Annotated in this window: 16 protein-coding genes; 6 read left to right on the top strand and 10 right to left on the bottom strand. The window is 59.6% G+C overall.

Features of this window, described 5'->3' with window-relative positions; genetic code table 11:
- Positions 1-3: 3 nt before the first annotated feature.
- Together glcF and JNB88_RS20510 are read left to right on the top strand one after the other, a co-directional pair.
- On the top strand, positions 4-1,317 hold the full coding sequence (glcF, locus tag JNB88_RS20515; RefSeq protein ID WP_220357036.1) for a glycolate oxidase subunit GlcF: 1,314 nt from the start codon (positions 4-6) through the stop codon (positions 1,315-1,317).
- Positions 1,318-1,353: 36 nt separating this feature from the next.
- Entirely contained in the window at positions 1,354-1,794 is a 441-nt protein-coding gene (locus JNB88_RS20510) for a hypothetical protein (RefSeq protein ID WP_220357035.1), read from the top strand.
- A gap of 30 nt (positions 1,795-1,824) precedes the next feature.
- Here JNB88_RS20510 and JNB88_RS20505 read toward each other — a convergent pair whose 3' ends face one another.
- Both JNB88_RS20505 and JNB88_RS20500 read right to left on the bottom strand, forming a co-directional pair.
- The gene (locus tag JNB88_RS20505; protein ID WP_220357034.1) at positions 1,825-2,505 is read right to left on the bottom strand and encodes a L,D-transpeptidase; all 681 of its coding nucleotides are present in this window, start codon (positions 2,503-2,505) and stop codon (positions 1,825-1,827) included.
- A 135-nt stretch (positions 2,506-2,640) separates the two neighbouring features.
- Complete coding sequence (locus tag JNB88_RS20500) at positions 2,641-3,381, bottom strand: L,D-transpeptidase (RefSeq protein WP_037139451.1); 741 nt, start codon at positions 3,379-3,381, stop codon at positions 2,641-2,643.
- Between the two features lie 210 nt (positions 3,382-3,591).
- On the opposite strand from JNB88_RS20500, the gene JNB88_RS20495 reads away from it, so the two are divergent.
- Together JNB88_RS20495 and JNB88_RS20490 are read left to right on the top strand one after the other, a co-directional pair.
- A complete protein-coding gene (locus tag JNB88_RS20495; RefSeq protein ID WP_220357033.1) occupies positions 3,592-4,221 on the top strand; it encodes a DNA-3-methyladenine glycosylase I in 630 nt (209 codons plus the stop codon).
- Positions 4,218-4,697 carry a hypothetical protein gene (locus JNB88_RS20490; protein ID WP_037139459.1) on the top strand — a complete coding sequence of 160 codons (480 nt, stop codon included), beginning with the start codon at positions 4,218-4,220 and terminating at the stop codon, positions 4,695-4,697. The genes JNB88_RS20495 and JNB88_RS20490 overlap by 4 nt, the downstream gene beginning before the upstream one ends.
- Before the next feature lie 7 nt (positions 4,698-4,704).
- Here JNB88_RS20490 and JNB88_RS20485 read toward each other — a convergent pair whose 3' ends face one another.
- Entirely contained in the window at positions 4,705-5,409 is a 705-nt protein-coding gene (locus tag JNB88_RS20485) for an HAD family hydrolase (RefSeq protein WP_037139462.1), read from the bottom strand.
- A 250-nt stretch (positions 5,410-5,659) separates the two neighbouring features.
- Here JNB88_RS20485 and JNB88_RS20480 point away from each other — a divergent pair, with 250 nt between their 5' ends.
- Positions 5,660-6,709 carry an aldo/keto reductase gene (locus JNB88_RS20480; RefSeq protein WP_220357032.1) on the top strand — a complete coding sequence of 350 codons (1,050 nt, stop codon included), beginning with the start codon at positions 5,660-5,662 and terminating at the stop codon, positions 6,707-6,709.
- A 51-nt stretch (positions 6,710-6,760) separates the two neighbouring features.
- Here JNB88_RS20480 and copM read toward each other — a convergent pair whose 3' ends face one another.
- From copM to JNB88_RS20455, 5 genes are all read right to left on the bottom strand, one after another.
- Positions 6,761-7,120: a CopM family metallochaperone gene (gene copM, locus JNB88_RS20475; protein WP_220357031.1), complete on the bottom strand. Its 360-nt coding sequence runs from the start codon at positions 7,118-7,120 to the stop codon at positions 6,761-6,763.
- A gap of 69 nt (positions 7,121-7,189) precedes the next feature.
- Positions 7,190-7,555, bottom strand: a complete 366-nt coding sequence (locus JNB88_RS20470) for a hypothetical protein (protein WP_220357030.1) — start codon at positions 7,553-7,555, stop codon at positions 7,190-7,192.
- Between the two features lie 99 nt (positions 7,556-7,654).
- Positions 7,655-8,380 carry a class I SAM-dependent methyltransferase gene (locus JNB88_RS20465; protein ID WP_220357029.1) on the bottom strand — a complete coding sequence of 242 codons (726 nt, stop codon included), beginning with the start codon at positions 8,378-8,380 and terminating at the stop codon, positions 7,655-7,657.
- Positions 8,381-8,402: 22 nt separating this feature from the next.
- Positions 8,403-9,329 (bottom strand): ketopantoate reductase family protein, encoded by a 927-nt coding sequence (locus JNB88_RS20460; RefSeq protein WP_220357028.1) that lies wholly within the window; start codon positions 9,327-9,329, stop codon positions 8,403-8,405.
- Positions 9,330-9,463: 134 nt separating this feature from the next.
- Positions 9,464-10,612: a hypothetical protein gene (locus tag JNB88_RS20455; protein ID WP_223217270.1), complete on the bottom strand. Its 1,149-nt coding sequence runs from the start codon at positions 10,610-10,612 to the stop codon at positions 9,464-9,466.
- Positions 10,613-10,964: 352 nt separating this feature from the next.
- Between JNB88_RS20455 and JNB88_RS20450 the strand changes: the two genes are divergently transcribed.
- Positions 10,965-12,371, top strand: a complete 1,407-nt coding sequence (locus JNB88_RS20450; protein WP_220357027.1) for an adenylate/guanylate cyclase domain-containing protein — start codon at positions 10,965-10,967, stop codon at positions 12,369-12,371.
- A gap of 35 nt (positions 12,372-12,406) precedes the next feature.
- Here JNB88_RS20450 and JNB88_RS20445 read toward each other — a convergent pair whose 3' ends face one another.
- Positions 12,407-13,291, bottom strand: a complete 885-nt coding sequence (locus JNB88_RS20445; RefSeq protein WP_220357026.1) for an amino acid ABC transporter substrate-binding protein — start codon at positions 13,289-13,291, stop codon at positions 12,407-12,409.
- Between the two features lie 121 nt (positions 13,292-13,412).
- Positions 13,413-13,883, bottom strand: a complete 471-nt coding sequence (locus JNB88_RS20440) for a GNAT family N-acetyltransferase (protein WP_220357025.1) — start codon at positions 13,881-13,883, stop codon at positions 13,413-13,415.
- Positions 13,884-13,962 lie beyond the last annotated feature (79 nt).

Genomic DNA, 13,962 nt, shown 5'->3' with positions numbered 1-13,962 from the left:
GCTATGCAGACCAACTTCACGCCAGCTCAGCTTGCCGATCCTCATGTCGCCGAATCCGAAAAGATCCTGCGCAAATGCGTGCATTGCGGCTTTTGCACCGCCACCTGTCCGACCTATGTGACGCTCGGCAACGAGCTCGATAGCCCGCGGGGGCGCATATACCTGATCAAGGACATGCTGGAGAACGGCCGCCCGGCAGATGCCGAGGTCGTCACCCACATTGACCGCTGTCTCTCGTGCCTCGCTTGCGTGACCACCTGTCCCTCCGGTGTCGACTACATGCACCTCGTCGACCATGCACGCGCACACATCGAGAAAACCTACAGGCGGCCTTTCATGAACCGCCTCGCGCGCGCCATCCTCGCCGCTGTCCTGCCTTATCCCGATCGGTTTCGCCTTGCGATCAAGCTGTCGTCGGCGGGCCGGCCGTTCGCTAGCCTCTTGCAGCGTGCGCCGGCATTGAAGCCATTTGCCGCGATGCTGGCGCTCGCGCCGCGCCGCATTCCTCCGCCCTCGATTTATGCCGCGCCGGCAACCCACCCGCCGCAAGCCGACAAGCGCGGTCGGGTCGCGATCTTGACCGGCTGCGCGCAGCCGGTCCTCGACCCCACGATCAACGAGGCAACGATCAGGCTGCTCACCCGGCTGGGCGTCGAAGTCGTCGTTCCCGAGGGGGAGGTGTGTTGCGGTTCGCTCGTCCATCATATGGGACGCGAGGAGCAGGCTTTGGCGAGCGCACGCAACAATGTCGATGTGTGGACGCGGGAAATCGAGCGTGGCGGGCTCGATGCGATCATCATCACCGCTTCGGGCTGTGGCACGACGATCAAGGACTATGGCCACATGCTGAGGCTGGACCCGAACTATGCCGAAAAGGCAGCACGCGTGTCTTCTTTGGCAAAGGATATCACGGAGTATCTCGCGTCGCTTGAGCTCCCCGCGCAAATGCCTAAGGGCATCATCGTCGCCTATCACTCCGCGTGTTCGATGCAGCATGGCCAGAAGATGACGATGGCGCCGAAGCAATTGCTGAAGGCCGCCGGCTTCAACGTCCGTGATCCCGCTGAAGGTCACCTCTGTTGCGGCTCGGCCGGCACCTACAACATCATGCAATCCGATATTTCCGATGTCCTGAAGACCCGCAAGGTCAGGAATATCGAGGCGACGAAGCCTGATGTAATCGCAACCGGCAACATCGGCTGCATGATGCAGATCGCGACGGGGACAGCCATTCCGATCGTCCACACCGTACAACTGCTGGACTGGGCTTGTGGCGGGGATATACCCGAAAAATTAAAGGGTTTGCCCTTAGCTTAGCGCCGCCGGATCGTCCGGCGATCTCAGGAGCCCGCCATGTACCGCACGATCCTCGCGCTGACGCTTCTTTGCGGTGCGGCCAATGCCGCCCATGCGAACACCCGCTTCTTCTGTTCGGCCGACGACAAGAATGTGCGCTTCACCGTGGAAAGCGGCTTCGAGGCCGCGGGTGGTCACAAGCTCAATCATTTTCGCGGTGCTCTGGCAATGAAGAGCAGCGATCTCCCGCAGGCGCTTCAGAAGATTTCCGTCACGTCGGAAAATCTGACGCACCATTGGTCGCATGATGGCGAATTGCGGCTGGAGGTTTTCTATGACGGCGGCGACGCCGCGGAAGGGCAGGGGATCGGCCTGATCGTGATTGCCGGTCAGCGCGGCAAGTCGATGACGACGTTCTCGGGTGCCTATGAGCTTGCTCTCGAGGGTGGCACGAAGCCGCTCGCTGTGACCGGCAAGGTTACCTGCGGATCGAAATAGGCGGCCGCTACCGGCCGCCTTGTTATTGTATCAGCCACCGAAAAGTGTCCGCAGCACGTCGATGCCGCGATCTTCAAAGCTGATCTCGCCCTGCTTGTTGCCGGGGCCGACGACGATGACCTTGGTGCCGACCTGTGCGCGTTCGTAGAGATCGATCACATCCTTGTTCATCATGCGAATGCAGCCGGACGACATGTTGAGGCCGATCGACCAGGGCTGGTTGGTACCGTGGATACGGAAGCTCGTGTCGTTGCCACCCTTGTAGAGGTACATGGCGCGGGCGCCGAGCGGATTGTCCTCGCCGCCTTCCTGGTAGGCCGGGAGGATGTGGCCTTTCGCGGCTTCGCGAATGCGCATTTCAGGCGGTGGCGTCCAGCCCGGCCACTCTGCCTTGCGGCCGATCTTGACGACGCCCGACCAGCCGAAACCTTCGCGACCGACGCCGATGCCGTAGCGGGTCGCGCGGTTCTTGGTTTCGACGAGATACAGGAACTTGTTGTTGGTATCGATGATGATCGTTCCCGGCACTTCATTTGTGACCAGGCGCACGCGCTGGCGTTTGAACTGCGGCTTGACCGATTTCGGCTGCGCGGAGACCCGAACGACAGGTGCGCCATCATGGGCAGGCGCGATCGGCTGAGCCGATACCGAGGTGGATACGGAAGAGACCAGAAGGCCGGCGGCTGCGAGAGCCGTCGCGAATTTCAGCATTTGTGATTCCCTCAAAGCAAAATCGGACCGAAGCTAATCGAACTTCGATCCGATTCAAGATATCAAGGGGCGAATGAAACAGCTGCGATGTTCAATTGCAACTATTCTTCCGCGCCAGGCGGTATTGATGAGCTTTTACATGACGATGACGCGGGTTCCGACCTTTACGCGCTCGTAAAGGTCAACCACATCCTCGTTGCGCAGCCGGATGCAGCCGGAGGAAACGGCATTGCCGATCGTCCATGGCGCATTGGTTCCGTGAATTCGGTAGAGCGTCGAGCCGAGATACATGGCCCGGGCGCCGAGCGGGTTTTGAGGACCGCCCTCCATGCGCGCCGGCAGATAGCGCCCCTTGGCAGCCTCGCGCCCAATCATCTCCGATGGCGGCGTCCAGTCCGGCCATTCGGACTTTCGGGTGATCTTGTGCACACCGGCCCATTCGAAGCCCGGCTTGCCGACGCCGACGCCGTAGCGTCTTGCCTTGCCGCCGTCCATCACGAGATAGAGGAAACGGTTGTTGGTATCGATCACGATGGTGCCCGGCCGCTCCTTGGTGTCGTAATTGACGATCTGCGGCAGATATTCTGGCTCAAGCTGGCGACGAATGACCGGAACCCCGGGATTGACGGCGGACACCCGCTGCGCCCCGACAGCAGGTGCGCGTCCGAAAGCACCAGACGTGAACAGGCCGCGCGGCGCGAAGGCCGGCTGCTGGTAGACGGCCGGGCGGGTCCTGCCGCCGAATTGCATCACCCAGGGGCCCGCCGGGTCAGGGCTCAGCACGACCGGAGGGCGCGTTGCGTATCGGTCGTCGCCGAGCGCAGCCGTTGAAAAGACGCCGAGCATCGCTGCGGCGAGCAGAAGGGATTTCATCATCGGACGGACTCTCTACAAATGGCCGAAAATGCACGGACGGCAGCGTCCGTCTGCCGTCACGCTGCCACCCTTTCCGCCAGCGAATGGTAAATTTGAATTCATTCGAACCGGAAGCGGGAGATAAACTTTTCGTCAGGGTTATCGTTCGGTTTGGAAACAGAGTTTGCAAATGGTAAAGCCGGATTCGCAGCAGGAAAGCGAAGCGGGATCATGAGCGATACGGGCATCATTATCGGCGAAGACGGCAAGAGCCGCTGTCACTGGCATGCTAACCTCCCGGACTATCTCTGGTATCACGATGATGAATGGGGACGTCCGGTAACCGATGATATTCGCCTCTTCGAGAAGATCTGCCTGGAAGGGTTCCAGTCCGGCCTCTCGTGGCTCACCATCCTGCGCAAGCGCGAGAATTTCCGCGCAGCCTTCGCCGGCTTCGATTTCGACAAGGTGGCGCTCTTCGACGACAGCGATATCGCACGCTGCCTTGCAGATCCCGGTATCGTGCGCCATCGCGGCAAGATCGTTTCGACCATCAACAACGCCAGCATTGCGATCGAGTTGCGGCAGGAATTTGGATCGCTTGCACGTTATTTCTGGAGCTTTGAGCCAGGTCACAACGAGCGGCCGAAGGTAGTTGATCGGGCCACTGTCATGGCAAACCCGACAACGCCGACATCGGTTGTCATTTCCAAGAATCTCAAGAAGCGCGGGTGGACCTTTGTCGGCCCCACCACAGTTTATGCCTTCATGCAGGCAATGGGTCTCGTCAACGATCACGTCGAAGGCTGCTTCTGTCGAGCCGAGGTAGAGGCGATGCGCGACGCGTTGGTGCGCCCATGAAGCGGCTCGCGGCAACCATTGCCTTCTGCCTGGTGACGTCGATGGCATTTGCCCAGTCGCCGGAACTGCAGCCGGGCGAGCGACTGGAGAAGCTGCAATTTCCGGCCGTGACCATGGAGCTAAAGGGCTGGACGAAGTTCGGCAACGGGCGTGTCTACACGCTTCCCGTCAAGGCCGGCCAACATGTGAAGATCAGTTTCTCGACCAAGAGCAAGGTAGCGTTCCTCTCGATCTTCGATCTCGCAACGCCCGATGAGGAAGCGATCTTTGGTACCGACGAGGACGGCAGCAGCTACGACGTTACGGTGAAGAACAGCACCACCTGGCTGCTACGGCCTTACTATTCGAAGGTATCGCCGCGCCGCGGGCTGGGCGCGCCATACAGCATCCTCGTCGAGCCCCAGGCTGCAACACCGCCGCCGACTGATCCCGCCGACAAGCAATCACCGTCGCCGCTTTTTCCCCCAAGGCAGTGACAACGCACTAGCCCAGTCCGTCGATCAGTCCGCGCAGTTCTCCGAGGTGTTCGATCTTGCGAAAACGCGGCGCGTCTTTCGGCTCTTCGACATGTTCGACGATCCATGTGAGTTCATGCGGCACGAAGACAGCATAGCTGCCGGCGGCGATCGCGGGCACGATGTCTGATTTCAGCGAGTTGCCGACCATCATGGCGCGCTCAGGACCACCGCCGACTTTGGAGAAGATCCGCCGATACGTCACGGCCGTTTTGTCTGAGACAATCTCAACCGCGTGAAAGAAGTCGCCGAGCCCGGATTGCGCCAGCTTGCGCTCCTGATCGAACAGGTCGCCCTTGGTAATCATCACCAGCAGGTAGCTTTCCGAGAGTGCTGCCAGCGTCTCCTGTACGTGCGGCAGCGTCTCGACAGGGTGAGAAAGCAGGTCGCGGCCAGTGTCCAGGATACCGGCGATCACGCTGGCAGGCACCTTACCTTCGGTGACCTCGATCGCCGTTTCGATCATCGACAGGGTAAATCCCTTGATGCCAAAGCCATAGTGCCGGAGGTTGCGCCTCTCAGCCTCCAGCAAACGTTCAGAGATTTTCGGGCCGTCAGCAAAGTCGGCCAGCAATTCGGTGAAATGCGCCTCGGTCAGCCTGTAATATTGCTCGTTCTGCCAGAGCGTATCGTCGGCATCGAAGCCGATGGTTGTCAGCGCGCGAGTGGTCATCCGTCATCTCCGAGTCATCAGATAGAGTTTATTGAAGGCCCAGCCCGAAACAAGGGTCCGAAACAAGCGAATGCGAAGCGGCGAGGGCGCGAGTTGGACATATTGAAATGCCGCCGCTTCGCCTTACATCGGTAGAGCCTCCCGCGCGGCCGCATTCCGGCTGTTCCTGTCACGAGCAGGCCAATAACCAAAAAACAAATTCATCTGTCTGCAGGCGGTGCCTGCGGTCGTCACAAGGAAATCTTCGATCATGCGTTACAATCAACTGGGAAATACGGGACTTTTTGTCTCGGAAATTTGCCTCGGCACCATGACTTTCGGCGCCGGCAACGAGGGTAATTTCTGGGGCTCTATTGCCGATGTCGACCAGAAAGCTGCCGATCAGATCGTCGAGAGGTCGCTGGCATCAGGCGTGAACTTCATCGACACTGCCGACGTCTATTCATTCGGCGAGTCTGAAAGATTGCTCGGTCAGGCGCTGAAGAACCTGAACGTTCCCCGCAAGGACGTGGTCATCGCCACGAAGGTTTATGGCGTCATGGGCGACAAGCCGAACGATCGCGGCGCCTCCCGCGGCCATATCATGGATTCGGTCGAGGCAAGCCTGGAGCGGCTGCAGACCGATCACATCGACCTCTACCAGATCCACGCTACCGATCCCGTCACGCCGATCGACGAGACGCTGCGTGCGCTCGACGATCTCGTCTCCCGCGGCCTTGTCCGTTACATCGGCGTTTCCAACTGGCAGGCATGGCGCATCGCCAAGGCGCTCGGCATCTCGGAACGTCGCGGCCTGGCACGGTTCGAGACGGTGCAAGCCTACTACTCGATCGCCGGGCGCGATCTCGAGCGCGACATCGTGCCGATGATGCAGGAAGAAAAGCTTGGCCTGATGGTCTGGTCGCCGCTGGCGGGCGGCCTCCTCTCCGGCAAGTACGGGCCGGGAGCCCCGGGCAACGGCGAGGGTCGGCGCGCCTCGTTCGACTTCCCGCCTGTCGACAAGGACCGCGCCTGGGCCTGCGTCGCGGTCATGCGTGAGATCGCTGAGAAGCACGGCACGAGTGTCGCGACCGTCGCGCTGGCCTATATCCTCGCGAAGCCTTTCGTGACGACTGTGATCATCGGCGCCAAACGCGTCGAACAGCTCGACCAGAACCTGGCCGCCGTCAATCTGAAACTCGACGCGGACGACCTGAAGACGCTGGATGACGTCAGCGAACTCTCGCCCGAATATCCGGGTTGGATGCTCGCACGCCAGGGAGGCGGTCGCCGGCCGGAACCTTTCGAACCGAAGGCCTGATCGAGATCATCTGAAATGGACGCCGGGGCGATGCTCCGGCGTCCATTTCCGTTACTTGCCGCGCGCCTTGAGCCAGGCCTGCATGTCGGCGATCTCGGCCTCCTGGGCCTTGATCACGGCTTCCGCAAGCTTGCGAATTTCCGGATCCTTGCCGTACTGCAGCTCGATCTTCGCCATGTCGATGGCGCCTTGATGGTGCGGGATCATGCCGCGCACGAAGTCGACGTCGGCGTCGCCGCTATATGTGAGCGCCATATCCTTGTGCATCTTTGCGTTCGCCTCGGCGAAGGCGTGGCTCGATGCGCTGTGGTCGCCCATTGGCTTGCTCATGTCCATCTGCATGTCTTCGGCAAGGACAGACGCGGCAGAGAGCGCGAGCGTTGCGGCGATGGCGAGAATTTTCAGAGACATGGGAGTTCCTTCCTCTGTCTGATACTAGGATTCGATACGCGGCCGGAGCCGCATTGTTTCATGAACCTGTCAGACGAGCCGGGGAGGCGGCGCCAGCGGCGCCGGGCGGGCATCCGGCAAGGCGTGAGCCGGTCCGGGCGCAGGATAGGAAAACACATGCTTGCCAGCCACGCCAAACCCGATCGACGGCGGCACGACAAGACAGGCCGAGCAGAAGGGCATATGCACCATGCCGCCGGCTGAGCAGGGGTCGAGCTGTGGAGCGGGTGATTTGGCTTTCTCGGCCATGTCCATCCCGCTCATGTGCTGATGCTGGTCGCCGTTGTGCGAAGCGACGGTCTGCATGGACAGGCACGTCGGACAGCCAGCCCAGGCGGACATGGAGCCGTAGGCAAGCCAGGCAAACACCATCGCTATGATTGCAAGAAAGCGCATGCGGTGAAAATAGGAACATTACACCAAGAAGCCAAGCTGCATTTCGCGGATTTGGCAGACGGGGCGCTTCCGGCGGGCGATGGTTCCAGGAATGCGATGTCAGTTTCTATATTGATAGACACCCCCGAAGCGATTGGGCATCAGGAATATCTGTTCGGCCTCGGAAAACCCGGCTTCACGGCCTATCGCCTTCCATGTGTCGGCTGATTCAGGGAAGTCGGCCAGCCTCATGTGAGCTTCCATCGCTGCAAATTCGTCGTCGGTCAATGTGGCCCATGCGCCCCGGTGGGCCGAGAACCGATCAAAATGTTCCTCTCGGCTCTCGCCATCGACAAGGGTGGGTTCCCAGATCAGGAATAGCCCATCACGGCTCAACACATCACGCACATTTTTCATCAGCCGGACTTTTCCGTCCGGCTGCAGATGGTGAAGCGACATTCCAATCCACACCAGATCCACCGTATCCGACCAGTCGGCCATCGCTTCGACGAAGTCGCGGCACCGAAGGTCGACAGGACACGGCAAGTCCTTCAGCGATTCTTTTGCGAGTTCCAGCGACTGCGGGGAGAGGTCGATCCCGTAGTATTGGCCGATGGCGCTCCCCTCCAGCGCAGCCGCCGAGGCAACCGCATCCCCGCAAGCGATATCGAGAAAGCTGAACGGCTTCGGCATCCCTTGCGAGAACTGGTTGCGAAGCAAGGCATAGACCTCACGATGAAACATGAGGTTTTCGCCGACGATCTTCCGATAAGTCGCCAGGTGCTTGTTGAACATGGCTTGTGCATCGTCGGTGCCGGTCGTGGCGTTGCTTTCAACGCTCTCCATTTGGTTCCCCCCAGAAAAGCCGTTAGCCGTGGAGTTTGGTCTGCCCTTTCGCGTATAGATGCAATGCGCGATAAACCGCCGTATGCGCCGGCGTCGGTACGCCAAGTTCGCTTCCAAGCGTGTGCATGCGCCCTGAAAGCCAGGCAAGTTCCAGCGGCCTTCCGTGCAGCAGATCGTTGGCCATCGATGAGCGTGTGTCGGGCGGCAAGTCCTGCCATACCGATACCGCGTGCGCTTCATATCCGTCCTGCATCGGGTGACCCGCTGCTTTTGCCACCGCCATGCCCTCATCACGCAGCTGATCGAGGAACATCCGGGATTCAGGATCGGTCAGGATCGGTTCAATTCCAGACCGTAGCAAGCTGGTCGCACCTGAGAACGCACACAGCGTCACGAACTTGGTCCAGAGCGCTTGATCGATATCTTCGACGGTCTGTAGTCCAATATTTCCCGCCTGGATACATGCCGCGAGCAGCGCACCGATCACCGGGTCGTGCTGCCCGCCGATATAGAACTGCGTGGCGCCACCCACATGCACGATCACGCCTGGCTGTTTGATATATCCTGAAATATAGGCGGCACCGCCGATAACCCGCGAGGGAGGCACCAATCTAGCCAGGGTCTCAACGCTGTCGATGCCGTTCTGCAGCGACACCACTCTCGTCTCCGGCCCAACCATCGGCACAATCGCGGCTGCCGCGGTTTCGCTGTCATAGAGCTTGACCGTGAAGAACACGATGTCGACGTGACCGACATCACCAGGCGTGTCGGTCGCCCGTATGCGCGACAGGTTCACGTTGCCGAGCGGGCTTTCAAGCTTTAGCCCATGGCTTCGCATTGCTGCGAGGTGGGCACCACGTGCAACGAAGGTGATATCGTGGCCGGCCACAGCCAGCCGCGCACCAAGATAGCCGCCGATAGCGCCCGACCCCATGATCGCGATCCGCATGGTCGCCCCTCCGACGACAAAACCCTTGGCTGTAAAACCAATATAGCAATTCCACCGCCCTAGACCACAATCAAATGGATCCTCCAGGTCGGGTCTCACCGCCCCGGTCGCCCTAGGCACTAAGCGGACATGCCTCAATGACCATAGATTGCCACGTGCAGGCTCCAATACGTCGGTGCCAAGATCGCCAGGGCCGCGACAAAGCCGGCGGGAACTCCCACAATCGCTCTCCTGAATGCTGGGGCAATCTGCATACTCCGTGCCGGATCAATGGCTGCGATCACCAACATCATGATGATTAGACTGTGCCCCACCAGATCCAGCCTTCCGAACGGCACGACCGCCGCGTTGAAGATGACGAGCAACGCAATGGCGGAAAGCCGCCTGATAAGTGGCGTCCACAGCAATCCCAGGCCGAGAGCAAACTCGACGACGCCTGCCATCGGCAGAAATACATCCGTAGGCATCCCGAAGGTCAGGAAAGGCTTCTCCTGCGCCAGCGGCTGGAACCATTCGGGATAGGCGAATTTCTCAAGACTGGAGCGCATCAGCGTAACGGCGATCGCCCAGTGCAAAACGTTGAAGCGCTGTCCATGCCACCAGGTCGCCTTGAGCGAGAACAGCACGAGATAGCCGGCGACGCCCAAGCCAAGGACAAGATAGTCGAGGAGGTGGAAGATCTCATACCGATAAAGCGCTGCAATCCAGAGCGCGAGCACACCTATGGCAGAAAGCCACATTGTGCGCCGGGAGAAGAGGCCAACGGCAGTTGCCAACTGGGTCCATGAAACCCATTCCGAACGGGTCTGAAGGTCAGGGGTGAGATAGACACCACCAAGGACGAATATGGCGACGAAGAAGGCCCCGGTTATGGCGCGAACAAAGTCGTCCGCCCGATTCCACAGCGGTTCTGTCACCCGGTCCATTAGGATCAGAATTCTGTTGCCGACAAAAGTACGTTCGATGGACGCGGTCATTGCAAAGAGTGAGACCGAGATGGCGCCTGCAAGCCAGAACCAAAGGCTTGAGAGTGTTGCTGAAAGCGGCCGCACTGGTGAAGCGATGTCATATGAAGCGAACCATTTGACATGGGCATCGGCGGGCGACGGCCACGCTATCAACCCCGCCATGACGAGAATAAGGAGGGCCTCGAGGCGCTGCAGAAACGCCGCACGGGTCATCCGAAGTGTCGGTGAGCCCTCATCTTCCGCCGCATCTATCGAAATCTTGATCCGGCCTGGGTTGAATGTCACGTGCCGAAAGTCGAACTTGAACGTAGCCATTTTTTGCTCTCCGGATTGGACGCAGCAAACCGTTCGGAAGGCTGGTGGCCTTTCCGCACAGCAACGAAGCTCTCTTGAAACGCTGACGACATTTCAGCATCGCTCGCGCGGTTCTTGTAGAGAACAAGGTCCGTCTGTTTTTGCGACCAAGGAGTGATCTGGGTGGCACCTTGGTCGCGGCACTCTCCGACCAAGGTCGACCGGCATCTGGAAAGACGAGCCGCAACCGAGTGAAGGCTAGCAGACCTGCACGCAAGCGGTAGCAGCGCCGAGATTTCTATCAAGAGATTCCCGTGATACAATTCGCCTATCGGCGTCGTACGCTGTGGGCCATGCGCACGGAGGCTTTCTGATGAGCGAAGTGGACGTGCTTTTTGCCACCCTGCGACAGGCGGCCGACCCGCAGACCGTTGAACGCATCGAGAATGTCGTCAAGCATGGTTCTGATCGCGATCTCAACCGCATCAATGCGCTCGCTTTCGCCAACGCACACCACCTCGATGAAGAGAAAACGATCGCAGCATTCCTCCATGCAGCGCGCATGGGCGCGTTCGAGATGACATGGAACGTCCTCTGTCCGGGATGCGGTGGCGTCCTCGATACAGGCGCAACCCTGAAGACGGTCGACCGGGACACGTATCATTGCGCACTCTGCGCGGCCGGATACGAGCCGACGCTCGACGAGATGGTCGAGGTAACCTTCACGGTCAGTCCGAGAGTGCGCAGCATAGCCGCCCACGACCCCGATCGGCTGCCTCCGCTTGAGTACTACCGCCAGATCTTCTTCAGTTCCGGCGTCGATTTGCCGGAGGACTTCGAAAAGAGGTTCGGGCGCATCCTGTTGGAAATCATCGAACTGGATCCGGATGAGAAAGCTTTCGTCTCCGTGCAGTTGCCGGCTCAGTTCGTCATCATTTTCGATGCGGTAACACACTCGGCGCAGTTTATCGACGTGCAGGGCGAGCCGACCGGCGACCGGCAAAACCTCTCACTGGTCATCAGCAGGACACATGCGCTGAACGAAACGATCACCCTTCGTCCCGGCCCGTTGCGCATCACCCTGGAGAACCACACCGATCGCAGAGTGGTGCCGAACGTCTGCATCGCGGGCGATGATCTGCACGATCTGCTGGGCCGGAGGCGACCATTCCTGACAGCCACGCGCCTGCTGACGAACCAGAGTTTCCGCGACATCTATCGAACCGACACGCTCGATGTCGATCAGCGCCTCAAGATCACAAGCCTGACCTTCCTCTTCACGGACCTGAGGGGCTCGACCGCTCTTTACGAGCGCGTAGGAGATCTTGCCGCCTTCGATCTGGTGCGGGCCCATTTCAGGGTTCTGCACGAGATCGTCGCCGCGGAGGCCGGGGCGGTTGTGAAGACGATAGGCGATGCCGTGATGGCGACCTTCCCGAGCCCTGACCGCGCAGTGGCGGCTGCGCTGCGGATGCGGGAAGCGATGTCTCGATTGAATGCTGAGCACGGCAGCGAGGATCTTCTCCTGAAGATCGGCATCCATGAGGGTCCATGCCTCGCCGTCAACCTCAACGACCGGCAGGACTACTTTGGCCAGACGGTCAACATAGCCTCCCGCGTGCAGGGCCTTGCTGATCCGAACGTGATCCTGACGACGGAGACGATTGTCGGGGATGCCCACGTCTCGGAGATTTTGCGAGACGGCGGCATTACATCGGTCTCTCGGATGGCCGAGCTTCAGGGTATCGGGAGAGAGGTAAGAATTTTCGCCCTCTCGTGAGTTTCGTCTCTGTCCGCGACGCGACCGATATCAATTCAATAAGGCACATGCTGCATGATGATTTGCGTGTGCAGCATCGGCGCCTCCGCTCCGAAATAGGTTTCCAGCAGCGGAAGCAGATCGCCCGACTGATAGAAAGCGGTCAAAGCCTGGTCGGCCAGCAGACGGAAGTCGGCGTCATCGCGGCGCAGTGCTATCGCATAGGGCTCGTGCGTAAACAGCCGGTCGCCGATGACAAGCGAGGACGGATCGCGCGCCCGCTTGGCGAGGCTGATCAGCAACACCTGATCGGCGATATAGGCATCGATCTTGTAATCCTGGAGTGCAGCAAGACCAGCCTCATGGGTCTCGAAATCGGCAAGCCTCGTCTTCGATACCTGGCTTTCCAAGGCTTCGCGCAGCGTCTCTCCTGTTGTGGTGTTTGCTCGCACGCCGATCACGCGTGTGGACGCGACGCCCTGACTGACGGACCGAACCGCGGCCTTCTCGATAAAGAGGGTCTGCAGGTAGTCCGGCGAATCCTTTCGCAAAAGCGCAGTCGCCCCGGTCAGGAAGATCGGCTGCGAGAAGTCGACGATCTCCCGGCGCTTCAGATTGACGGTAATTGCACCGCACAGCAGATCGACCTGCCCATTCTTCACCGCATCGAAGCCGTTTGCGAGGGTGACCTCGATGTATTCGCGCTTAAGCTGCGGAACTTGGTGTTCGATTTCATCGGCGATCTTGCCGCAGAGGTCGATAGAATACCCCGTCGGATCGGCCCCGGGCTTGCTGGAGGAGAAGGGTGCCTCGTCCGCGACGAAGCCGATACGGACGCTGCCGCGTTGGGTGATCGTGTCGAGCGTCGCAGCGCCTGCCGCGAAAGCGGAAAGACAAACGGTAAGTTTCGCCAGCAGAAACAGTCTCATGCACTTTGCCATGGGCATGATCCTCATCGCCGAAAGGCGGTTGTGATCTCAACGACGTACACGCAGATTATGGGCTGCCGGTCATTTGTCAACTGAGGATACCCCAGTGCTAATGCAGAAGACTGGTCGATCGTCAGGGTCGGCCCGACGTCTCGAAGCGATAAACTGTTTCGTTATTTAACCTGATACGCTCGATATTCACGACATCCGCAGCGTCAAGTGCGTGTCGCCAGAAGCGCGCCGCTGCTTCATTGCGCGAGATCACACTCAATTCCCAAATACCTGGGTGGTTTCCAAGGAGCGCCGCGAATGCCCTGCTTCCAATGCCGCTCTTTCGGAACCTCGGCAGGATGTAGAATTCGGCGATCGCAAAATCTGTAGGTTGCCCTGAGGGTGACCACGAGTTCACGAGAGCGAACCCCGCGAGTTGGTCATCTATGTCTATCAGATAGGGCCAGCGCTGGGCGTCGTCCCAATAGCTGTCAAAGTAGGGGTAGTGCTGGTCGACCTCGCCGAACTGACTCAGTTCGGCAAGATATTCTTGCAACAGGAATCGAAGGAGAGGCTTCTTGTCTGACTGAGCCAGTGTGACTGAGAGTTGCACGAGCAAAATCCCCTAATTCATAGGCTATCGGAATGGTCTTGGACTATCGATCTGACAGACTCGGGCATTGGGAGCAATT

The organism is Rhizobium cauense, assembly GCF_019511525.1.
Taxonomy (GTDB): domain Bacteria; phylum Pseudomonadota; class Alphaproteobacteria; order Rhizobiales; family Rhizobiaceae; genus Rhizobium; species Rhizobium cauense.
Note: the sequence above shows the minus strand (reverse complement) of the source record. Positions and strands in the feature narration are given on the sequence as shown.

Coding starts and splice junctions, on each gene's coding strand:
- JNB88_RS20470 (WP_220357030.1), bottom strand. CDS start 7,555: ATGCGCTTTCTTGCAATCATAGCGATGGTGTTTGCCTGGCTTGCCTAC.
- JNB88_RS20490 (WP_037139459.1), top strand. CDS start 4,218: ATGAAGCGGCTCGCGGCAACCATTGCCTTCTGCCTGGTGACGTCGATG.
- JNB88_RS20460 (WP_220357028.1), bottom strand. CDS start 9,329: ATGCGGATCGCGATCATGGGGTCGGGCGCTATCGGCGGCTATCTTGGT.
- glcF (WP_220357036.1), top strand. CDS start 4: ATGCAGACCAACTTCACGCCAGCTCAGCTTGCCGATCCTCATGTCGCC.
- JNB88_RS20500 (WP_037139451.1), bottom strand. CDS start 3,381: ATGATGAAATCCCTTCTGCTCGCCGCAGCGATGCTCGGCGTCTTTTCA.
- JNB88_RS20510 (WP_220357035.1), top strand. CDS start 1,354: ATGTACCGCACGATCCTCGCGCTGACGCTTCTTTGCGGTGCGGCCAAT.
- JNB88_RS20485 (WP_037139462.1), bottom strand. CDS start 5,409: ATGACCACTCGCGCGCTGACAACCATCGGCTTCGATGCCGACGATACG.
- JNB88_RS20465 (WP_220357029.1), bottom strand. CDS start 8,380: ATGGAGAGCGTTGAAAGCAACGCCACGACCGGCACCGACGATGCACAA.
- JNB88_RS20450 (WP_220357027.1), top strand. CDS start 10,965: ATGAGCGAAGTGGACGTGCTTTTTGCCACCCTGCGACAGGCGGCCGAC.
- JNB88_RS20495 (WP_220357033.1), top strand. CDS start 3,592: ATGAGCGATACGGGCATCATTATCGGCGAAGACGGCAAGAGCCGCTGT.
- copM (WP_220357031.1), bottom strand. CDS start 7,120: ATGTCTCTGAAAATTCTCGCCATCGCCGCAACGCTCGCGCTCTCTGCC.
- JNB88_RS20505 (WP_220357034.1), bottom strand. CDS start 2,505: ATGCTGAAATTCGCGACGGCTCTCGCAGCCGCCGGCCTTCTGGTCTCT.
- JNB88_RS20455 (WP_223217270.1), bottom strand. CDS start 10,612: ATGGCTACGTTCAAGTTCGACTTTCGGCACGTGACATTCAACCCAGGC.
- JNB88_RS20445 (WP_220357026.1), bottom strand. CDS start 13,291: ATGGCAAAGTGCATGAGACTGTTTCTGCTGGCGAAACTTACCGTTTGT.
- JNB88_RS20480 (WP_220357032.1), top strand. CDS start 5,660: ATGCGTTACAATCAACTGGGAAATACGGGACTTTTTGTCTCGGAAATT.